The following is a 20,419-nucleotide window of genomic DNA, read 5'->3' as shown; positions in this document are numbered from 1 at the left end:
CAGTTAAACGGAACGTTGCGAGGGCTGTAGCAATACTTGTGCCGAAAAAAAACCGCTGATTAATCAGCGGCTTGAAAAACAGGCGTCAATCATCTGCCTGTTCATCACCTTCTCGGCGGCTCATACCGTACTTGCGCATCTTCTCCACCAGGGTGGTTCGACGGATACGCAGGCGCTCGGCGGCACGGGCGACAATGCCGTTGGCGTCGTCCAGGGCCTGTTGGATCAAGCCTTGCTCCAGGTTGCCGAGGTAGTCTTTGAGGTCGAGACCTTCCGGCGGCAGCATGGCGGTAGAACCGAAGTCCGGGGTATGGCCGTTGATGGCGACCCGCTCTTCCATGTCACTGCGCAGGCTGTCGACCATCTGCTCGTCTTCGTCGTCGACGTAGCGGAATTTCTTCGGCAGCTCGACCACGCCGATCACACCGTAGGGGTGCATGATCGCCATGCGCTCCACCATGTTGGCCAGCTCACGGACGTTGCCCGGCCAGCCATGGCGGCACAGGGACATGATCGCAGCGGAGTTGAAGCGAATCGAGCCGCGCTTTTCGTGTTCCATGCGCGAGATCAGTTCATTCATCAGCAGCGGGATGTCTTCCACGCGCTCACGCAGCGGGGCCATCTCGATTGGGAAAACGTTTAGGCGGTAGTACAAGTCTTCACGGAAGCTGCCCACCTCGATCATGCTTTCGAGGTTCTTGTGGGTAGCGGCGATGATGCGTACGTCGACGCTCTGGGTCTTGTTGCTGCCCACGCGCTCGAAGGTGCGCTCCTGCAATACGCGCAACAGCTTGACCTGCATCGGCAGCGGCATGTCGCCGATTTCGTCAAGGAACAGGGTGCCGCCGTTGGCCAGCTCGAAACGCCCGGCACGGCTGGTGATCGCCCCGGTAAAGGCGCCCTTCTCATGGCCGAACAGTTCGCTTTCGAGCAGCTCTGCAGGGATCGCCCCGCAGTTGACCGGCACAAATGGCCCGTCGCGGCGCTTGGAGTGGTAATGCAGGTTACGCGCGACCACTTCTTTGCCAGTGCCCGACTCGCCGAGGATCAGCACGCTGGCGTCGGTATCGGCCACTTGCTGCATCATCTGGCGCACGTGCTGGATCGCGCGGCTGGTGCCGACAAGGCTGCGGAATAGATTAGGTTCGCGGTGGCGACCGCGCTCGCGGGCCTGGTCGTACATCTCGCGATAGACCTGGGCACGGTGCAGGGAATCAAGCAATTTGCTGTAGCTGGGAGGCATTTCCAGGCTGGAAAGCACGCGGCGGCGCTGGTCTTCCGGCAGCTCGACAGAAGAAATATCACCAATCAGCAGGACCGGAAGGAACTCATCCCACGTAGACAGTGTCTTTAACAAGCCCAAAACAGCGCCTGGAGCGTTTACTGTCCCGATCAGCACACAAATGACATCACGGCTCGATGACAATGAGCTGGCCGCCTGCTGCCAGTCATGGCTACCGCAGGGCAGATTTTCTTCGCCAAGAAAATTCAAAATCACCGCCAAGTCGCGGCGGCGGACGCTATCGTCATCGATTAGCAGAATTTTGGTTTCACGCCACATGCAATAGCAACTTCCCTAGTAAAACTTCCTGCCCCGAGATTGAGGGCAATCGAGGCGCCTGTAAGACTTCTTACCTTATAGACGTCTGAAATCTGAAAACAGCACTAGTTAAGTCAAAAATGCTGGCACGGTCAAATTTATGACGCGCCGGTAGGATTAACTTCGACTGTTCAGCCGAACAGATGGTAAACCTTTGACGCATTTTTCGCTTGGTTGATCTGCGACATCTCTTCGAAAATCGCCTGGCGTTCGCCGGTCGTCACCTCAAGCAATTGCTGGTATACCGCCAACAGACTCTCAAGCTTTTCACGCAACGCATCCTCATCCACCGGTGCTTCGCTGAGCACCTGCTCGATCACGTCGCGACAGCCCATATCCAGCTCGCCAATGGCGTCCCAGTTACGGTCTGCCAGCGCGCCCATCAGCGCCTCACGGGTTTCATCAATGCGTTGCAGTGCTTGGCTCATGACGTGTTCCTCAAGGCACCCAGGCCTTATTCTGCTGCAGCCTGTGGCGCGCCAATCGCATCCCAGCCTTCTTTAACGGTAATCATCAAACGAGCAACTTCGTCGATCATGTCAGCGTCGTTATGCAGGTTGGCTTCCATCAGACGGTTGGTCATGTACGCATACAGACTTTCCAACTGCTGAACGTAAGCCGGGTTATCACTCTTTTCAGCGTTCAGGCCGTCACGCAGGCCGATCACGATATCGATGGCCTTGCCGAGCATCAGCCCCTTCTGGGCGATGTCGCCACGCGCCAGCGCGCCCTTGGCCTGGGCCATGCGGTCGAGCCCGCCTTCCATCAGCATCTGCACCAGGCGATGAGGGCTGGCTTCGGAGATCTGAGCATGGGAATTGACCTTCTGGTATTGGCGAAGGGCTCTCATGGGATTCATGTTTCTACCTCGTGACGGGCGACAGCGAAAAGGATTCTAGTAACCAATATGTCGACGGGTTCGCAAAAAGCTTTAGGGCCAGTTGTCCCGCGATAAAAAAAGGCCAGGCAGATTGCCTGGCCTTTTTCATGCGCAGGCATCAGCTATTGGTCTTGACGTTGTTCAAGGCGTTGAGCGTGGTCATGACGCTGGTGCTTTGCTGGCGCAATTGGGCGACCAGGGTGTCCATGGCGTTGTATTTGGCCGACAGGCTGCTGGTGAGCAGGGTCATGCGCTCGTCGAGCGTGGCCTGGTCTTTGGTCAGGTCCTTCAGCGTGTCCGACAAGGACGTCGAACGCGTCGCCAAGATACCGGTGCTCGCCTTGGCAAAGTCATCCGTGGCGCTTTTCATCCGCGCCAGCATGCCGTCTTTACCGCTGAACATACTGTTGATGTCGGCGCCGTTGGTTTTAACCGCCGCGTCCCACTTTTTGTCATCAATCGCCAGCAGACCAGTGGTCGAACTGGTGGTCACGCCGAACTGAGCCAGTGACTTGAAGGCCCCGTTGCCCGACAGCGCGTTGAACTCATTGCGGATCGTGCTCTGCAACGAACGCATGGTCGAGTCACCCGTCAACGCTGCCGCAGTGGTGCTGCCGTCCAAGTTCGTGGTGACCTTGGTTTCGGCGTTCATCGCTGTGATCAGGGCGTTGTAGGTGTCAATGAACCCCTTGACCCCGGACTTGAGCGCGGTGTTGTTGGTGCTGACGGTGATGAGCGTGGCGTTCTTTTCACCCTCACTGCCCGTTTTGTAAGTCGACGCAGCTACCAGCTTGATATCCACGCCACTAAGAGCACCAGTGATGGTGTTGGACTTGGACACAGACGAAACACCATCGATGCTGTAGAGCGCATCCTTGGGCGGATCAACGACCGTGGCGCCCACATCCAGCCCCGAGGTGCCAGAAAGCGTGAGGTCCGAGCCCGTCCCCATATTGGTAGAGGTCAGGATCAATCGAGAACCGTTGGAATCGGTCTGGATGTTGGCACTCAGCCCCGACGTGCCAAACTGCGTATTGATCGAGTCACGTACCTGCTGCAGGGTCGCGCCGACTGGAACGCTGAGGTCGTAAGCCTTGCCGGACTGACTGATGGTCAACGTGGTCGGCTTATCCGTCGCGTTGACAACCGTCGAAGTGCCACCGCTGAAGTTCTTGCTCGACAGCTTGGACGCCTGGGCCAACTGGTCGACGATCAACCGGAAGCTGCCGTTCGAGGCCGTATTGCTGGCCGTCATGGTCGCGGTCTTTTCATCCGACGACGAACCGCTCAAACCGGTGAAGCTGCTGTCCTTGGACATGGTGTCCAGGGCGTTACGAAACGCATCCAGCGCTGCCTGAACCTTGCCGATCGAAGACAGCGTGGTGGTCGCTTTCGCGGACGCGGTATTGATCTGCGTTTGCTTGGGCACCTTTTCGGCGTTAACCAAGGATGTCACGATCGCTTGCGTATCGATGTTCGAACCGATACCACTTACCGTTGAACCCGCCATCATCTATCTCCTGTTCGGTGGCTGCCGTTATCTTGACTTATTACGCCTCAAGACAGGACAGCAACAAGTTTCATGCCAGCTCAGGCCTTGTCGTCAAACAACAGGTTGCTTGCGCTGCTGAGGTTCTGTGCCAGCTTCAATGCTGTTTCCGACGGAATCTGGCGAATCACTTCACCATTGTCGGTATTGATGACCTTGACCACCACACGGTGGGTGGAATCATCAATGGAAAAATCGAGGCTACGCTGGGTAGCTTGAACGAAATCGCGAATATCGGTGACTGCTTTTTCCAGGTCGGCGCGTGCGGGCTCTTGGCTAATCGCGGGCGTTGCCTGGACATTCAGAACGTTGTTGTCAGCCACTACCTTGGCAGGTGCGCTTTGAGGTGCAACCGGCGGATAAGACTGGTTCAGCTTTACACTCATGTCCATGTCCAATCTCCTCTAAACCGAAAAAACGGAAGGGCACGTAGACGCGCCCTTCCGTTAGTTACCAAGCGCTGGGATTACTGAAGCAGCTTCAGTACAGCGGATGGCAGCTGGTTAGCCTGCGACAGGATCGCGGTGGAAGCCGACTGCAGGGTTTGTTGCTTGGTCAGTTCGGCGGTTTCGGAAGCGAAGTCGACGTCCTGAACGGTGGAACGTGCAGCGGTGGAGTTCTTCTGAATGTTCTGCAGGTTGTCTGCAGTGGTAGTCAGACGGTTCTGGGTAGCACCCAGGCCCGAACGAACGCCGTCGATGGTGCCGATGGCCTTGTCGATAACAGCCAGCGCGTTTTGAGCGTTGGTAGCGTCGGTCACGTCGGTGTTAGAGATGGTGGTCTTGGTCGACGAAACGGTAGCAGCCGAGAACAAGTCCGATACACCAGTACCAGCGTCGCTCAGGGAGTAGCCTTTAGCCGAATCCAGGGAAACCTGACCGGTCACAACGATTGCAGCAGCACCCAGAGCAGCCGGGGTGGCGAATGCGCCAGCGCCGTCTTTAGCGCCAACCAGGATGTTGGCCTGAGCGTTGGTATCAGCACCCGAGAACGACAGGTTTTCGCCGGAATCCGACTTAACCGACAGGGTTTTGTTGGATTCGTCGTAGTTAACGCTGATGCCCAGTTTGGCAGCGTTCGATTTCAGCTGGTCAGCCAGGCCGGCCAGGTCCTTCACGCCGACGAAATCAACAGCGGCACCGCTACCTACAGCCAGTTTGAAGTTCGACGGAGTGGCAGCGCCTACTTCCAGTTTGACTTCAGTGCTGGCGGTAGCGGTCAGGCCACCGATCGAACCGTTCAGGCCCGCAGCGATGTCTTTAGCCGAAGCGCCTGCAGCGTAAGTTACGGTTTTGGTCTGACCGTTGCCGGTAACAGTGATGTCGCCGCCAGCCAGGCCAGTTGCGCTAGGCACGATGGCCTTGGTTTTGACCTGCTGCGAACCAATGTTGTTGGCTGCAACGTTTTCCAGGCTCAGGTTGATGGTTTCGTTAGCGTTAGCGCCAACCTGGATAGCTTTGGTACCGTACGAACCGTCCAGCAGCTTCTGGCCACCGAAAGTAGTGGTTTGCGAGATACGGGTCAGTTCCGAAGTCAGAGCCTGGTATTCGTCGTTGTTCGACTTACGGTCGTCAGCGCTGAGGGAGCCAGTAGCGGAAGACAGAGCCAGGGTACGCATTTTTTGCAGGATGTCGGTCGAAGCCTGCATCGCGCCTTCAGCGGTCTGAGCGATGGAGATACCGTCGTTCACGTTTTTTACTGCTTGACCCAGGCCGTTGATTTGGCTGGTCAGGCGGTTAGCGATCTGCAGGCCAGCTGCGTCGTCTTTAGCGCTGTTGATACGCAGGCCGGAAGACAGGCGCTGCATGGAAGTGGCCAGGGCGCCGCCAGCTTTGTTCAGGTTGCCCTGAGTAGTGATCGAAGCAATGTTGGTGTTTACTGTTAAAGCCATGACGAAATCCTCGTTGGATGGATACTGCGGCTTCCGGCCCTGGCAACCGCCGGGTGTGGCCTGAGAACCTACGTAATAGTTATCGTCGTGGTAGGCAGTTGCTTGAGGATTTTTTTGATTTTTTTTACTGGCGCCGTGCCACCCTTTGCAATTCAACGGCTTACATCAGCTCAAAACCCCGGATTCATTGGCTTTTCTGGCGCCAAATAAAAAACGCCGATGATTTCTAAATCATCGGCGTTTTTTTATGCAGCCTATTAAAGCGTCACGGGCGATACAGAATCGCCGAACCCCACGACAGACCCACACCAAAACCGCTGATTGCCACGCGCTTCCACTTGGCGTCCATCACGTGCTTTTCCAGCAGCAGCGGAATGCTCGACGACACGGTGTTGCCGGTCTCGACCATGTCCTTGATGAACTTGTCCACCGGGGCATCTTCAAAACGGCGTGCCACGGCATCAACGATGGCCGCACTGCCCTGGTGAATGCAGAACGCGTCGATCTCATCAGCCTTGAGGTCCGACTCGTTGAGCAGCTCGTGCAAATGCGCCGGCACCTTGAGCAAGGCGAAGTTGAAGACCTGGCGACCGTTCATGAAGAACACGCCATCACTGACCTTCAAGTGCGGTGCGCCGGAACCGTCGGTGCCGAATTTGGACTTGCCCAGCAACCACGGCGCGTCTTCACCCATCCAGGTGGCGGTAGCGGCGTCGCCGAACAGCATGGTGGTGTTACGGTCTTCCGGGTCGACGATCTTCGAATACGGGTCGGCGGTGATCAGCAGCCCGTTTTTCAGGCCAGTGGCTTCCATGAAGCCCTTCATCGCGTAGATACCGTAGACGTAGCCGGAGCAGCCCAGGGAAATATCAAAGGCCGCCACATGCGTCGGCAGGCCCAGTTTGTCCTGGACGATCGCGGCGGTGTGGGGCAAACCCTCTTCATCACCGTTCTGGGTGACGACGATCAGCGCATCAATCGATTCGCGCTTCAGATCCGGGTTGTTGGCAAACAAAGCGTTAACCGCCTCGACACACAGATCGGAGGTTTCCTGCGCGGCTTCCTTGCGCGGCAGGAACGCAGAACCGATCTTGCCAATGATGAATTCTTCATCCTTGGCGAATTTGGCACCCTGGGCGTAGTTATCGATCCCGTCTGCCGGCACGTAACTGGCGATGCTTTTTATGCCAATCATTGTGGCTTCCCAATACTAAATAGCTGGAGAACACCCCGAGGACTGCGCCCGGAGTGCTGACAATAAAGGGGATAACCCCATAAAAATCTCGCTGAAAGCCGCCCCGCAAGGACCCTGTGACGACTTATCCTTTTCACACGATACAGTGAAGATGCGCTTTATGACTCACAGGTCACTCAATTTTGTGCGCTTTATGCAAAACGTTTCAACAATTTAACCCCAGAAACGACAACGGCCCGCCCTGTTTCCAGAGCGGGCCGCTTGACTTGGCGCCACTTACATCTTGTTGAACAGGCTCAACTGCGAGACTTTCACGAACGCCAGCTGCGAGGCTTCGAGCATGGTTTGCTGAAGCGTCAGGTTGATCGCCGCCTCACCCATGTCGACGTTGGCCAGTGCGCTCATGGTCGTGGTGTTGGCCAAGCTGATGCTAGTGTTTGCGCTGGCCTGCACCGTCAACGCATTCTCACGCGCACCGATGGAGCCACGTACGTTGTCCACTTGGTCGGCCGAGCTGGTCAGGTTACTGACGGCGGCATTCAAGGCGTCCTGAAGTTTGACCCGCGCGCCCGGAATGCCGTCTGCCGGTTGCTCCAGAGCCATACGCAGTTGGCCCAGGGTATCGAGGGCATTCTGGGTTTTCTGGGTGGTGTTGCCCACCGAAAACTGGTCGCCAACGTTCGGCGTGCCGCTCAGTTCGAAGGTAACGCCTGCCGCCGTGATGGTGCTCGGGCCCGGCGGGGTGCCGGTGCCGGGAGTGATGACGCCATTGTCCACGATCGGTTTGCTGCCGGCGGTATACGGCTGGGCATAGACCTTGTAGGCCGTCGGGTCGGTGTCGTCGAACTTGATCAATACGCCGCTGTTAGGAAACGTGCTCGAATAGTTGGCCGCACTGCTGACGCTGGCATTGGTCAATTGCGCGCTGGAAGTGTTGCTCGGGGTTCGAGCGATGTTGAACCCGTCAGGCTTGGCGCTGAGGCTGAACTCACGCCCCTTGACCAGCGCATCGGCATCAGGCCCGGTGGCAAGGTCGGTCAGGTCTACGGTGATATCGAACTTGACGCCACGCAGGTTGACGCTGGCGCTGCCTTCCTTGGTGGAGTCGAACGTCCCGTTACCGGCAACCTGCGAAGTAATGTCGTTGTTGTCTTTGTCGGTAATGACGTACTGGGTGCTACTGGTGAACGTCAGTTTGTACGGTTGGCCGTCGGCAAACTGCCGGGTGTAGTCGGAACCCGAAGTCACAAGGCCGCTCGATAAGGCGACCTTGTGGTCGTCGACCAGCGGCGGCGAAATCGCAGGCGCCACCGGCGCAGTGGCAGGCGCGAGGTAATTGGACTGGGTGCGACTGGTATTGACCGCCCCTTCCAGGATGGTCTTGCCGGTGTCGCCGGTGCGAACCGTCAGGGTCTCGGATACCTGCAGGCTCAGCTCGTTCTCGTCGCCCTGATAGCTGTAAGTACCATCGTTGTTGCGCGAGTACGGCGGCGTGTCGGTCTTGGAGCCTGAGAACAGATAGTTGCCGGCCGAGTCCTTGCTGTTGAGCAAGCCCAACAGTTGATCCTCAAGCGCGCCCACCTCAACCGAAATGGACTTGCGGTCAGCATCACTGGTCACGCCACCGGCACGCAGCGCCAGTTGGCTGCCGGCCTGGATCGTGGTGTTGATCGCATCCAGGATGCTTTCTTCGTTAGTCAGCTTGTTCTGAATACTGGTGATATTGCCGCTGTACTGCGACAGCATATCTTTCTGCTGTTGCAGCATCAGCAAGCGCTGGGCAGCCACCGGATCATCGGCGGCGGTCTGCACACGCACGCCGGAGCTGGCCTGCTGCTGGGCCTGCACCACACCTGAATAATTGTTCTGATACTTGCTGGCACTGGTGTCGAAATACTGCTGTGTAGAAATGCGCATCGTCCCAGACTCCCTTAAAGACTATTGATCAGCGTGCTGAAGGTTTCTTGCGCAGCCTTGATGATCTGCGACGACGCTGTGTAGTACTGCTGGAACTTGATCATGTCGCCCGCTTCTTCATCCAGGTTGACCTGGGATACGGAGTTGCGTGCGTTCTTGTTGGCCGTCAACAGCGCGTTGGTCGCCGTGGTGTCTGTGGTGGCCGCTGCAGCCTTGGCGCCGACGGTCGAGACCAACTTGCTGTTGGCCCCCACCAGGCTGGTGCCGCCACTGCCATCGGCCGCGAGGCCTACGGTTGACTTGGTCTGCAGGTTGAGCAGAGCCTGGGCGTTACGGTTGTCGGACTTGCCGGAGGCATTGAACGAGAAGGAGGTGCTGTCGCCGTTCGCTGGTGAACCGCCCACCGTGGTGTCGAAGCTGAAGCTCTTGGCTGGCGACAACAAGACACCGCCGGCATCGCGCATCGGCACGCTGATGCTGATCTTGTTGGCCTGGCCTGGAATGATAGTGCCGGAGCCGATCGGATCACCCTGGGCGTTGCTGAGGGTGTAAGCCTGAGTGCCATCGGCCGCGGGCTTACCAAAGACCATCGTCACCGGCATCGAGTGCTCAATGCCCGTACGCAATTGCGCGGTGTCGGCGCCACCCTGGATATCCAGAGGCACTGTGAGGGTCGGCGGGGTAAAGGTGCCGGTGCCCTGGTTGGTTTTACCCGCCTCGCCCTGCAACGGCGCGGCAAAGGCAATCTTGCTCGGATCGCTGAGCACGGTGCCGATTTCCTTGGCGCCGTTGGCGGTCGGGCTGACCTTGAAGCTGTCACCCGCCTGCACTGCGCCGCTCTGGACCGCCAGGGTGAAACCGTCGATAACCGGCGGCGGCGTGGCACTCAGGTCATAAGTGCCCATAGCCTTGCCGTCGGATCGCAGGACCGTCACCTTGTTGAGATTGGTCCCATCGTTGAAGCTGACCTTGTAATCGAAGTTGGTCAACTGGCTGCTGTCTTTGATCGTCACGCCCAAGGCGCCGTCGCCCAGGTTGCCTTGGGCCGCCTGGCTGCGCAGGGCAACGGAGGCTGCGTTATTGATGTCGGTGAACATCGAGGCGCCGAACTCGCCATTGAGGTCCAGGCCTTGGCCCAACTGGCTGTTGAGCGCATCGGCAGTGACAATCGCGATACGGCCCAAGTCATTGATTGCCGGCATCAGCGCATCGCTGCGATAACGCAGCAGGCCACCGATGCTGCCGCCACTGATCACGTTGCCCAAGTCCAGGGCGGTACCGCCCGGCGCATTGAGCTGAATCGTGTACTGGCTGGTGTCGCTCTTGCTCGGCACCGCGGAAATGCTGCTGGACTGATCGCCCAGCACCAGGGACTGGCCACTGCCGGTGCTGAGGCTGAACACGCCGTTCTTTTCCGTGGCGGTCACGCCGATCAACTCATTGAGCGAGCGCACAGCCTCGGCACGGGAGTCCAGCAGGTTGGCCGGGGAGGTGTTCGACGAACCCTGTACCTGGGCGATCTGCTTGTTGAGGGACGCAATCGACGACGTCAGTTGGTTGACCTGATCGCTCATCGAGGTCAACTGGCTGTTGATGGTCTCTTTCTGCTGGCTCAACTGGCTGGAGATGGTGTTGAACCGGTTGGTCAGGGTCTGGGCATTCGTAAGCAGGATCTGACGGGCCGAAGCATCGTTCGGACTGGCCGAGGCGGTCTGCACCGCCGCGAAGAACGAGCTGAGCACGGCGGACATGCCGGTGGTCTTGTCCGACAGGGTCTTGTCGACCGCACTGATCTGGTCCAGGTAAGCCTTGGCATCGCTGTTGAGCGAGGTGCTGTTCTGGTAAGCGGTGTCCAGGTATTCGTTGTAGACCCGGCGCACGTCGGCCAGGGTGGTGCCGCTGCCGATGAACACGCCGCCGTACTGATTCGACGCGTTCGCGCTCTGGGTGGTCTGCTGACGCGAATAGCCCGCGGTATTGGCGTTGGCGATGTTGTTACTCAAGACCGACAACGATCCTTGAGCGGCGTTAAGCCCCGACATCCCGATATTGAGCAAACTCATGGTTCAGACCTTATAAATGAGTGGTCGCGCCCGCGGCAGCGTAATTCTGATAACTGTTCATCGTTTTTGCGATCTGCGAAATCTTGCTGGCGTAGGCCGGATCGGTGGCGTAACCGGCTTTTTGCAACTCGCGCACAAACTGTTCCGGGTTGTCGGCCGACTTCACAACTTCTTTATAGCGATCATTGCTTTGCAGCAATGTCACCAGGTCGTGGAAGCTGTCCTGGTAGGAGTCGTAGGAACGGAACTGCGCCGTTTCCTTGACCATCGCGCCATCGCGAAACTCGCTGGTGATCGCACGCGCCTGACCGCCCTGCCAACTCTGGCCGGCCTTGATGCCGAACAGGTTGTGACTGCTGCTGCCATCTTCGGCGCGCATCACCGATTTGCCCCAACCGGTTTCCAGGGCGGCCTGGGCCACCAGGTACTTCGGATCGATACCAATGCGCGCCGCAGCCGCCTTGGCCATCGGCAACATCGTGGCGACAAATTCGTCCTGCGAACTGAACGCCTTCTTCGCCGGTGCCAGCGGCGGCTGGGCCACGGCGCGGCTGTAGATCTGCATACGGTCGCTGGGCACCGCAAAACTGCGTGCGGTGCTATTGACGACGTTGTCATCGGAGGCACTGTTACGCAGCGGCGCGGCCTTGGCCTCGGTCGCCACTTGGGTGCTCGGAACGATGCCGGCGAGCAGGCGATCGGTCAGCTTGCTTGGCAAGGCGATCCGGCGCTGGTTCATCAGCTCCATATCGTTGCTATGGGCAGCAGCGGCACCGGCCTGGGGCTCTGCCACGCGGTAGGCCCACAACGGACGCTGGCCATTGGATCGACCCAGCGGACCCTGAGCCTGGGTGCCGGCGGCAATTTCCGTCGGCACGTCGACTTTCTTAACCGGTTCAGCGGCTGCCGGGCCCTGCAAAGTGGCCGCAGCGGCGTCCACCGGTTTGTTCTTCTGCATCTGGCGCATCAGCACGTCGGCGAGGCCGATACCACCGCCCTCACGGGACAACGACACCGCCAGTTGCTGGTCGTACATCTCCTGATATTGCTTGGCCGCAGGCGTGTTCATCGGGTTGTCTTTGCCCAGGGCCTCGGTGGCCGAGCGCATCGACTTGAGCATCTCGCTCAAGAACAGCGACTCGAACTCCTGCGCCACCTTGCGCATATTGCCTTCGCTGTTCTTGTCGTCGCCGACCTTGAGCTGGTTAAGCCGGTTCAAGTCGGAGTAAGACCCCGAGTCCGCCGTGCTGCTGATCCCGCTCTTGCGCATATCCATGGCCACGGCCTCAGATTACGATCAGGTCGGCTTGCAAGGCGCCGGCCTGTTTCAGGGCTTCAAGAATTGCCATCAAGTCGCCTGGCGCAGCGCCCACCTGGTTCACCGCGCGGACAATCTCATCCAACGTGGTGCCCGGGCCGAACTTGAACATCGGCTTGGCTTCCTGCTGAGCATTGACCCGCGAGCGCGGCACTACTGCCGTCTGGCCATTGGACAACGGCCCAGGCTGGCTGACGATCGGGTCTTCGGTGATGGTCACGGTCAGGCTGCCGTGGGTCACCGCTGCCGGCGACACCTTGACGTTCTGGCCGATCACGATGGTGCCGGTGCGCGAGTTGATGATGACTTTGGCCACCGCCTGGCCTGGGTCGACTTCAAGGTTTTCCAGGATCGACAGGTAATCCACACGCTGGCTTGGGTCCAGCGGCGCAGTTACACGGATCGAGCCGCCGTCGATGGCCTGGGCCACGCCAGGGCCGAGCATGTCGTTGATCTTGTCGACCACGCGCTTGGCGGTGGTGAAGTCGGAACGGTTGAGGTTCAGGGTCAGGCTGTTGCCTTGGTTGAAACCACTGGGCACGGTACGTTCCACCGTGGCACCGCCAGGAATGCGACCGGCCGATGGCACGTTGACGGTAATCTTCGAACCGTCACGACCTTCGGCGTCAAACCCGCCCACCACCAGGTTGCCCTGGGCGATGGCATAGACGTTACCGTCGATACCTTTAAGCGGCGTCATCAGCAGCGTGCCGCCGCGCAGGCTTTTCGAGTTACCGATGGAAGCCACGGTGATGTCCACCACCTGACCCGGCTTGGAGAACGCCGGCAAGTCGGCACTGATAGACACGGCCGCGACGTTCTTGAGCTGCACGTTACCCGAGCCCGCCGGCACCTTGATGCCGAACTGCGAGAGCATATTGTTGAAGGTCTGCAGAGTGAACGGGGTCTGGGTGGTCTGGTCACCCGTGCCGTTGAGCCCCACTACCAGGCCGTAACCGATCAACTGGTTGGAACGCACGCCGGAGATGCTCGCAATGTCTTTCAGGCGCTCGGCCTGGGCGACAGCGCTTAACGAAAGCAGGAGTGCGGCAGCCATCAGCTGTTTGAGTTTCAAAGTGGCCACCTAGAAAGGGAACAGCGGGCTAAGGAAGAAACGGTCGAACCAACCCGGCTGGCTCGCATCAGCAAACGAACCCGTACCCGAGTAGGTAATGCGTGCATCGGCAATCCGTGTCGACGGCACGGTGTTGTCGGTGGCGATGTCATCGGCACGGACCATGCCGGCGATGCGCACCAGTTCATCACCGGTATTGAGGGTCATCCACTTTTCACCGCGTACAGCGATGATGCCGTTAGGCAACACGTCGGCCACGGTCACGGTGATCGAACCGGTCAGTGTGTTGCCTTGCGCCGCCGCACTCTTGCCGTTGGTAGCACGGTCGCCGCTGTAGCCGGCATCGAGGCTCAGGTCACCGCTGCCCAATGGGTTATTGGTGTTCGGCACACCGCCGAACAGCGAGGACAGGCCAATGCTGGCCTTGCTGGTCTTGCCGATCTGCGAGTTGGCGTTCTTGCTGGCCTGGGTCCGCTCGTTCAGGGTGATGGTGATGATGTCACCAACCCGGAACGCCTTGCGGTCGCTGTACAGGTTCTGTTCGAAACCCGCCTGGTAGATCGAGCCATTGTTGGCCGCCGCCGGCAACGGCGTGCGCGGCAACACCGGCGCGTAGTACGGGTCATTGGGTTTGGGCGTCGGGGCGACACAGCCCGCGAGCACGGCAATCCCACTCAATGCCAAAACGGAAACATAGCGATTCATGACCCATACCTCACGGTGTTGCAGGCGCCTTCAAGAGCGCCCCATAGACTTGATTACAGATTCTGCGTTACGAACGAGAGCATCTGGTCGGCGGTGGAAATCACCTTGGAGTTCATCTCGTAGGCGCGCTGAGTGGTGATCATGTTGACCATCTCTTCAACGGTGCTCACGTTGGAGGTTTCCAGGGTGCTTTGCAGCGTGGTGCCGAAACCGTTCAGGCCAGGGGTGCCGATTTGCGGCGCGCCGCTGGAGGCGGTTTCCAGGAACAGGTTATTACCCATGGCCTGCAGGCCAGCCGGGTTGATGAAGTCGGCGGTTTGCAGGTTGCCGATCACTTGCGATGCCGGGTTACCGGCCACGGTGATGGACACGGTGCCGTCGTTGCCGACGGTGAAGGTCTGGGCGTTGTTCGGCACGACGATGGCCGGTTCCAGGGCGAAACCGTTGGCCGTCACGATCTGGCCGTTGGCGTCCAGGTGAAACGTGCCGTCACGGGTGTACGAAGTGGTCCCATCCGGTTGCAGGATCTGGAAGAAGCCCTTGCCGTTGATAGCCATGTCGAGCGGCTGGCCGGTTTGCTGCAGGTTACCGGCGTTGAAGTTCTTCTGGGTGCCGACGATTTGCACACCGGTACCCAATTGCAGGCCCGACGGCAACTCGCTGTCCTGGGTCGACTGGGCGCCCGGCTGGCGCTTGATCTGATAGAGCAAGTCCTGGAACTCGGCGCGGTCACGTTTGAAGCCCGTGGTCGACACGTTAGCCAAGTTGTTGGAAATGGTGGTCAGGTTGGTGTCCTGGGCGGACAGACCTGTTTTGGCAACCCATAGAGCCGGAAGCATGGTGTTCTCCTTCGTGCGCCTGTTTGTTGGCGCCGTTTAGCAAATTAGTGAGTGAGCGCTGATCAGCTCATCTGCATGACGCGAGTCATGGCCTGGTCGTCTTCTTTGGCGCTGTTCATCATCTTGATGTGCAGCTCGAACTGCTTGGAAAGCGCCAGCACTGCCGTCATTTCTTCCACGGCATTGACGTTGCTTGCCTGCAGGAAACCCGAGGTCAGCTTGACACTCGCATCGGCCACGGCCGGCTGGCCATCTTTGGTGTGAATGGTGCCATCGAGGCCTTTATTCATATTCTTCAGGTCGGGCTGGACCAGCTTGATCCGGTCCACTTCAGCCATCACCCGTGGGCCTTCGCCCATGGCGCGGATGCTGATGGTGCCGTCGGAACCAACTTCGATCTTCTGCTGGGGCGGCACGGCAATCGGGCCACCGTTGCCCATGATCGGCATGCCGTTACCGGCGCGCAGCACGCCCAACGCATCGACGTTCATGCTGGCGCTGCGCACATAGGCTTCGCTGCCATCCGGGGTTTGCACCGCCATCCAACCGTCGCCGTTGACCGCCACGTCCAGATCACGACCGGTTTCGATCATCGCGCCGGGAGTGAAGTCGGTGGCTGGACGTTCGGTCAGGGCAAACGCCCGCGCCGGAAAGCTGTCACCGAACACCGGCATCGAACGCGCCTGTTCCAGGTCACGTTGAAAGCCGTTGGTGGAAATGTTCGCCAAGTTGTTGGCATGGGCCTTCTGCGCCAGAGCATTCTGGCTGGCGCCGGTCATTGCCACATAAAGGTACTTGTCCACATTCTTTCCTCTTTCTGACGCAGGCTTGCCGCCCACCGCTGTACTGATGAGGCTTAAGCAATTTGCGAACCAACTTTTAAAAAAAGGGGAAAGACCAGGCAGGACGGGGGTTTGCGTTGAGTCAGCAGGATTTGAAGGACTGGGGATAGTCGAAAAAACGGCGGACTACTGCCGCTTACGGCAACGACGTAGATCAAATGTGAGAGCGAGCTTGCTGTGGTGAGCGGGCTTGCCCCGCGCCGGGCTGCGAAGCAGCCCCCCAACCACACAGGTTATTTATCAGCCTTCAGAATTTCGTAATCGCGCAACTTATTGGCGATGGTGGTGTGCGATACCCCCAGCCGCTTGCCCAACTGCCGGCTGCTCGGATGCTCGGCATACAGGCTCTCCAGCACCGCCTTCTCGAACCGTCCGACGATCGCCTCCAACCCACCCTCCAGGGAAAAATCGCCAAGCGGCTGACGCACGCCATAATCCGGCAAGCGAATATGCTCGGCCTTGACCGTCCCGCCCTCGCACAACGACACGGCCTGGAACAGCACGTTTTCCAACTGCCGCACATTGCCCGGCCAGTGATAATGACTGAGTCGCTCCATCGCCGCCGGCGCCAGCTTGGGCAGTGGGCAGCCGATCTGACGGCTGGCCTGGTCAAGAAAATGGTCAACCAACGGCCCCAGCCCATCAAGGCATTCGCGCAGTGGTGGGATGTGCAACGACAGCACGTTGAGGCGGTGATAAAGGTCCTGGCGGAATTCGCCACGGGCGCAGAGTTCGGACAAATCCACCTGGGTTGCGCAGATCACCCGCACATCCAAGTACACCTCCTCATCACTGCCCACGCGACGGAAGCAACCATCCTGCAGGAAGCGCAGCAATTTCACCTGCAAGCGCGCACTCATTTCCCCCACGCCATCGAGAAACAACGTACCGCCCGCCGTCAGCTCCAGCAGCCCGAGCTTGCCTTCGGCCCGCGCGCCTTCGAACGCACCGGGGCCATAGCCGAACAACTCGGTCTCAGCCATCGACTCCGGCAGACCAGCACAATTGAGCGCCATCAGCGGCGATTGCCCACGGGGGCTGGCCAGGTGGCAGGCACGGGCCAGCAATTCTTTGCCAGTGCCGGTTTCGCCTTCTATTAATAGCGGTGCGTCCAACGGCGCCATGCGCCGGGCTTCACGCACCACCGCCGCCATGACTTTGGAGCTTTGGAAGATGCTGTCAAAGCCGCGCAGTTCCTGCTTGCGCACGTTGTAGATGCGCTCGCCCACGCGGTCGGCGCGGTGCAGGGTCAGCACGGCGCCAGCCATGGCCTCGCTGTCGTCGTGCTCGGAGGATTGCAGTGGCGCTATGTCCGCCAGGAACACGTCACCCTTGACCTTGACCCGCAGACCATTGATCCGCGACTTGCTCGCGCGCACCAGTTCCGGCAAGTCGAAGTCCTCGGCGTAGCGCGACAGCGGAATGCCCGGCACTTCGTCCACGCGCACCCCGAGCAACTGCGCCGCCGCGCGGTTGGCGGCGACAATGGAGCCGCCCATGTCGATGGACAGCACTGGAAACTCCAACGCACCGAGCAAGGCATTGAGCTCCATGTGCCGGCGCTCGCTGGGCATCAGCCCTACCCTTTTCACGCCAAACACCCCGGCAATGGCTTCGAACTGCGGGCGTAATGCCTGGAACTGCATGTTCACCAGGTTCGGACAAAACAGGTAAATGGCATTGCCATGCTCACCACCGACCTCGCCCTTGGCGACGTTGACGCCGTACTCCACCAACAGATTGAGAATGTCCCGCAATATGCCGATGCGGTTTTGGCAGTGCACTTTGATACGCATGAAAGGGCCCGAAAAAGTGGGTAGGCGCCGCGTCTTTTTGTCGCTGGGCGCAGATAGTCGTCAAGATTATGTGACAGCTTATGTGCTTTTCACAGCCCAGCGGCGCGATGAACCACACAAGCGTAACGATTACTTTACGAAAATCGGTATTTTTTCCTACAAGATCCGGTCACAGACAGATGGAATCCTGCTCCGCGCGGGTTATCAATAGGTTCATCGCAGGACATAACAAGAACGAATGCCTAGCAGGAGAGCCGTATGAAGCAGACGCACTACGTGGCCCGCGAGCCCGATGCGCAAGGTTTTATCCACTACCCGCCGGAAGAACACGCGGTGTGGAACACTCTGATCACGCGTCAGTTGAAAGTGATCGAAGGCCGCGCTTGCCAGGAATACCTGGACGGTATCGACAAACTTGGCCTGCCCCTGGACCGCATTCCACAGTTGGGCGAAATCAATAAAGTGCTGGCCGAGACCACCGGCTGGCAAGTGGCCCGGGTCCCCGCGCTGATCCCCTTTCAGACCTTTTTCGAATTGCTCGCTAACAAGCAATTTCCGGTGGCGACCTTTATTCGTACCCGTGAAGAACTGGACTATCTGCAAGAGCCGGATATTTTCCACGAGATCTTTGGCCACTGCCCACTGCTGACCAACCCCTGGTTCGCCGAATTCACTCACACGTACGGCAAGCTCGGCCTGGCGGCCACCAAGGAGCAACGGGTGTACCTGGCGCGCCTGTACTGGATGACCATCGAGTTCGGCTTGGTGGATACGCCCGAGGGTCGGCGCATCTACGGTGGCGGGATTTTGTCGTCGCCCAAGGAAAGCGTGTACTGCCTGTCGGACGAGCCCGAGCACCAGGCCTTCGACCCGCTGGAAGCGATGCGCACGCCGTATCGCATCGACATCCTCCAACCGCTGTATTTCGTACTGCCCAACCTCAAGCGCCTGTTCGAAGTCGCGCAGGAAGACATCATGGGCATGGTCGAGCGCGGTATGCAGCTTGGGTTGCATGCGCCGAAATTCCCGCCAAAACCCAAGGCCGCGTGAACCGTGGCTTTTAAGGCCAGGTGAGTCTGTTCCCTGGCCCCGCGTTGCTTTAGGGTGACGCCACTGACGACCGTTTTTAAACACTCGAATTCAGGACACCACCACATGACCACCTTGAACCAAGCCCACTGCGAAGCCTGCCGCGCCGATGCCCCACAAGTCAGCGATGAAGAATTGCCGGTGCTGCTCAAGCAGATCCCAGACTGGAACATCGAAGTCCGCGACGGCGTGATGCAGTTGGAAAAGGTTTTTCTGTTCAAGAACTTCAAATTCGCCCTGGCCTTTACCAACGCCATGGGTGAAATCTCCGAAGCCGAAGGCCATCACCCAGGCCTGCTCACCGAATGGGGCAAAGTCACCGTGACGTGGTGGAGCCACTCCATCAAAGGCCTGCACCGCAACGACTTCATCATGGCCGCGCGCACCGACGAAGTGGCCAAGGACGCCGAGGGCCGCAAGTAATGCATTTCGATGCCATTGGCCGCGTGCCCGGCGACCCGATCCTCGGGCTGATGGACCTGTATGCCCAGGACACCAACCCGAACAAGTTCGACCTCGGCGTGGGCGTCTATAAAGATGATCAGGGCCTGACGCCGATTCCCCATTCGGTGAAGCTCGCCGAACAGCGCCTGGTTGAAACCCAAACCACCAAGACGTACATCGGCGGCCACGGTAATGCAGCGTTCGGCACATTGATCAGCGAGCTGGTCCTCGGTGCCGATTCTGCACTTATCCGTGAACGCCGGGCCGGCGCCACGCAAACCCCGGGTGGTACCGGTGCTTTGCGCCTCAGTGCCGACTTCATCGCTCAAAACCTTCCAGGACGCGGCGTGTGGCTGAGCAACCCGACCTGGCCAATCCACGAAAGCATCTTTGCCAAGGCCGGGCTCAAGGTCAGCCACTATCCGTATGTAGGCGCCGACAACCGCCTGGATGTGGAGGCGATGCTAGCGACCCTTCCCACCGTGCCAAAAGGTGATGTGGTGCTGCTGCACGCGTGCTGCCACAACCCCACCGGGTTCGACCTGTCCCAGGATGACTGGCGCCACGTGCTGCAGATCGTGCGCGAGCGCCAACTGCTGCCACTGATCGACTTCGCCTACCAGGGCTTCGGCGATGGCCTGGAGCAGGACGCCTGGGCGGTGCGCTTGTTTGCCAGAGAGTTGCCGGAAGTATTGGTCACCAGCTCGTGCTCGAAAAACTTCGGCCTCTACAGCGACCGTGTTGGCGCGCTGATCGTGTGCGCTGCAGACGCCGAGAAGCTGACGGATGTACGCAGCCAACTGGCGAATATCGCGCGTAATCTGTGGTCTACGCCGCCGGACCATGGTGCGGCAGTGGTCGCGACTATCCTCGGTGATGCCGAGCTGAAAAAGCAGTGGAGCGAGGAAGTCGAAGCCATGCGTGCGCGGATCGCGCAGTTGCGTTCCGGACTGGTGGAGGCGTTGGCGCCCCATGGTTTATCGGAGCGCTTTGCGCACATCGGCTCGCAACGCGGGATGTTTTCCTATACCGGTTTGAGTGCCGAGCAGGTCAAGCAACTGCGGGAAAAGCACAGCGTGTATATGGTCAGTTCGGGGCGAGCCAACGTGGCGGGTATTGATGCGACACGCCTGACACTCCTGGCCGAAGCCATCGCCGACGTATCCAACTGACGAAACCGGGACTGAAAATGTGGGAGGGGGCTTGCTCCCGATGG

Annotated in this window: 18 protein-coding genes; 3 read left to right on the top strand and 15 right to left on the bottom strand. The window is 59.2% G+C overall.

What is annotated here, in order from left to right:
- Positions 1-85 precede the first annotated feature (85 nt).
- The 15 genes from AOA61_RS25920 to AOA61_RS25850 all read right to left on the bottom strand — a co-directional run bounded on the left by AOA61_RS25920 (position 86) and on the right by AOA61_RS25850 (position 17,670).
- Positions 86-1,561: a sigma-54 dependent transcriptional regulator gene (locus tag AOA61_RS25920; protein ID WP_099603018.1), complete on the bottom strand. Its 1,476-nt coding sequence runs from the start codon at positions 1,559-1,561 to the stop codon at positions 86-88.
- A 170-nt stretch (positions 1,562-1,731) separates the two neighbouring features.
- The gene (fliT, locus tag AOA61_RS25915; protein WP_028617332.1) at positions 1,732-2,028 is read right to left on the bottom strand and encodes a flagellar protein FliT; all 297 of its coding nucleotides are present in this window, start codon (positions 2,026-2,028) and stop codon (positions 1,732-1,734) included.
- A 26-nt stretch (positions 2,029-2,054) separates the two neighbouring features.
- The gene (fliS, locus tag AOA61_RS25910; protein WP_032887870.1) at positions 2,055-2,459 is read right to left on the bottom strand and encodes a flagellar export chaperone FliS; all 405 of its coding nucleotides are present in this window, start codon (positions 2,457-2,459) and stop codon (positions 2,055-2,057) included.
- A 139-nt stretch (positions 2,460-2,598) separates the two neighbouring features.
- Positions 2,599-3,990 carry a flagellar filament capping protein FliD gene (fliD, locus tag AOA61_RS25905; RefSeq protein WP_099603017.1) on the bottom strand — a complete coding sequence of 464 codons (1,392 nt, stop codon included), beginning with the start codon at positions 3,988-3,990 and terminating at the stop codon, positions 2,599-2,601.
- 80 nt (positions 3,991-4,070) lie between these two features.
- The gene (locus AOA61_RS25900) at positions 4,071-4,421 is read right to left on the bottom strand and encodes a flagellar protein FlaG (protein WP_095185426.1); all 351 of its coding nucleotides are present in this window, start codon (positions 4,419-4,421) and stop codon (positions 4,071-4,073) included.
- Positions 4,422-4,495: 74 nt separating this feature from the next.
- A complete protein-coding gene (locus tag AOA61_RS25895) occupies positions 4,496-5,920 on the bottom strand; it encodes a flagellin (RefSeq protein ID WP_099603016.1) in 1,425 nt (474 codons plus the stop codon).
- A 265-nt stretch (positions 5,921-6,185) separates the two neighbouring features.
- A complete protein-coding gene (locus AOA61_RS25890) occupies positions 6,186-7,115 on the bottom strand; it encodes a ketoacyl-ACP synthase III (RefSeq protein WP_032887863.1) in 930 nt (309 codons plus the stop codon).
- 276 nt (positions 7,116-7,391) lie between these two features.
- The gene (locus AOA61_RS25885; protein WP_099603015.1) at positions 7,392-9,032 is read right to left on the bottom strand and encodes a flagellar hook-associated protein 3; all 1,641 of its coding nucleotides are present in this window, start codon (positions 9,030-9,032) and stop codon (positions 7,392-7,394) included.
- 14 nt (positions 9,033-9,046) lie between these two features.
- On the bottom strand, positions 9,047-11,095 hold the full coding sequence (flgK, locus tag AOA61_RS25880; RefSeq protein WP_099603014.1) for a flagellar hook-associated protein FlgK: 2,049 nt from the start codon (positions 11,093-11,095) through the stop codon (positions 9,047-9,049).
- 10 nt (positions 11,096-11,105) lie between these two features.
- Positions 11,106-12,371 (bottom strand): flagellar assembly peptidoglycan hydrolase FlgJ, encoded by a 1,266-nt coding sequence (gene flgJ, locus AOA61_RS25875; protein ID WP_032887857.1) that lies wholly within the window; start codon positions 12,369-12,371, stop codon positions 11,106-11,108.
- 10 nt (positions 12,372-12,381) lie between these two features.
- Positions 12,382-13,470 carry a flagellar basal body P-ring protein FlgI gene (locus AOA61_RS25870; protein WP_081797739.1) on the bottom strand — a complete coding sequence of 363 codons (1,089 nt, stop codon included), beginning with the start codon at positions 13,468-13,470 and terminating at the stop codon, positions 12,382-12,384.
- A gap of 27 nt (positions 13,471-13,497) precedes the next feature.
- Complete coding sequence (gene flgH / locus AOA61_RS25865) at positions 13,498-14,193, bottom strand: flagellar basal body L-ring protein FlgH (protein WP_032887854.1); 696 nt, start codon at positions 14,191-14,193, stop codon at positions 13,498-13,500.
- A 53-nt stretch (positions 14,194-14,246) separates the two neighbouring features.
- Complete coding sequence (gene flgG, locus AOA61_RS25860) at positions 14,247-15,032, bottom strand: flagellar basal-body rod protein FlgG (RefSeq protein WP_032887852.1); 786 nt, start codon at positions 15,030-15,032, stop codon at positions 14,247-14,249.
- A 62-nt stretch (positions 15,033-15,094) separates the two neighbouring features.
- Positions 15,095-15,835 carry a flagellar basal body rod protein FlgF gene (locus AOA61_RS25855; RefSeq protein WP_032887850.1) on the bottom strand — a complete coding sequence of 247 codons (741 nt, stop codon included), beginning with the start codon at positions 15,833-15,835 and terminating at the stop codon, positions 15,095-15,097.
- A 272-nt stretch (positions 15,836-16,107) separates the two neighbouring features.
- Positions 16,108-17,670 (bottom strand): sigma-54-dependent phenylalanine hydroxylase transcriptional regulator PhhR, encoded by a 1,563-nt coding sequence (locus AOA61_RS25850; RefSeq protein ID WP_032887849.1) that lies wholly within the window; start codon positions 17,668-17,670, stop codon positions 16,108-16,110.
- A 258-nt stretch (positions 17,671-17,928) separates the two neighbouring features.
- On the opposite strand from AOA61_RS25850, the gene phhA reads away from it, so the two are divergent.
- The 3 genes from phhA (at position 17,929) to AOA61_RS25835 (ending at position 20,375) form a co-directional block, all read left to right on the top strand.
- The gene (gene phhA / locus AOA61_RS25845; RefSeq protein ID WP_095185423.1) at positions 17,929-18,720 is read left to right on the top strand and encodes a phenylalanine 4-monooxygenase; all 792 of its coding nucleotides are present in this window, start codon (positions 17,929-17,931) and stop codon (positions 18,718-18,720) included.
- A 105-nt stretch (positions 18,721-18,825) separates the two neighbouring features.
- On the top strand, positions 18,826-19,182 hold the full coding sequence (locus tag AOA61_RS25840) for a 4a-hydroxytetrahydrobiopterin dehydratase (protein ID WP_010208721.1): 357 nt from the start codon (positions 18,826-18,828) through the stop codon (positions 19,180-19,182).
- Positions 19,182-20,375: an amino acid aminotransferase gene (locus tag AOA61_RS25835; protein WP_099603013.1), complete on the top strand. Its 1,194-nt coding sequence runs from the start codon at positions 19,182-19,184 to the stop codon at positions 20,373-20,375. The genes AOA61_RS25840 and AOA61_RS25835 overlap by 1 nt, the downstream gene beginning before the upstream one ends.
- Positions 20,376-20,419: the final 44 nt, after the last annotated feature.

It is taken from the genome of Pseudomonas sp. 2995-1 (assembly GCF_002742505.1).
Taxonomy (GTDB): domain Bacteria; phylum Pseudomonadota; class Gammaproteobacteria; order Pseudomonadales; family Pseudomonadaceae; genus Aquipseudomonas; species Aquipseudomonas sivasensis.
The sequence above is the reverse complement of the archived record's forward strand: the minus strand, read 5'-3'. Positions and strand labels throughout refer to the sequence as shown.

Bases quoted from the DNA above. Each gene is read 5' to 3' on its own strand.
- AOA61_RS25920 (WP_099603018.1), bottom strand. From the start codon at position 1,561: ATGTGGCGTGAAACCAAAATTCTGCTAATCGATGACGATAGCGTCCGC.
- fliT (WP_028617332.1), bottom strand. From the start codon at position 2,028: ATGAGCCAAGCACTGCAACGCATTGATGAAACCCGTGAGGCGCTGATG.
- fliS (WP_032887870.1), bottom strand. From the start codon at position 2,459: ATGAATCCCATGAGAGCCCTTCGCCAATACCAGAAGGTCAATTCCCAT.
- fliD (WP_099603017.1), bottom strand. From the start codon at position 3,990: ATGGCGGGTTCAACGGTAAGTGGTATCGGTTCGAACATCGATACGCAA.
- AOA61_RS25900 (WP_095185426.1), bottom strand. From the start codon at position 4,421: ATGGACATGAGTGTAAAGCTGAACCAGTCTTATCCGCCGGTTGCACCT.
- AOA61_RS25895 (WP_099603016.1), bottom strand. From the start codon at position 5,920: ATGGCTTTAACAGTAAACACCAACATTGCTTCGATCACTACTCAGGGC.
- AOA61_RS25890 (WP_032887863.1), bottom strand. From the start codon at position 7,115: ATGATTGGCATAAAAAGCATCGCCAGTTACGTGCCGGCAGACGGGATC.
- AOA61_RS25885 (WP_099603015.1), bottom strand. From the start codon at position 9,032: ATGCGCATTTCTACACAGCAGTATTTCGACACCAGTGCCAGCAAGTAT.
- flgK (WP_099603014.1), bottom strand. From the start codon at position 11,095: ATGAGTTTGCTCAATATCGGGATGTCGGGGCTTAACGCCGCTCAAGGA.
- flgJ (WP_032887857.1), bottom strand. From the start codon at position 12,371: ATGGATATGCGCAAGAGCGGGATCAGCAGCACGGCGGACTCGGGGTCT.
- AOA61_RS25870 (WP_081797739.1), bottom strand. From the start codon at position 13,470: ATGGCTGCCGCACTCCTGCTTTCGTTAAGCGCTGTCGCCCAGGCCGAG.
- flgH (WP_032887854.1), bottom strand. From the start codon at position 14,193: ATGAATCGCTATGTTTCCGTTTTGGCATTGAGTGGGATTGCCGTGCTC.
- flgG (WP_032887852.1), bottom strand. From the start codon at position 15,032: ATGCTTCCGGCTCTATGGGTTGCCAAAACAGGTCTGTCCGCCCAGGAC.
- AOA61_RS25850 (WP_032887849.1), bottom strand. From the start codon at position 17,670: ATGCGTATCAAAGTGCACTGCCAAAACCGCATCGGCATATTGCGGGAC.
- phhA (WP_095185423.1), top strand. From the start codon at position 17,929: ATGAAGCAGACGCACTACGTGGCCCGCGAGCCCGATGCGCAAGGTTTT.
- AOA61_RS25840 (WP_010208721.1), top strand. From the start codon at position 18,826: ATGACCACCTTGAACCAAGCCCACTGCGAAGCCTGCCGCGCCGATGCC.
- AOA61_RS25835 (WP_099603013.1), top strand. From the start codon at position 19,182: ATGCATTTCGATGCCATTGGCCGCGTGCCCGGCGACCCGATCCTCGGG.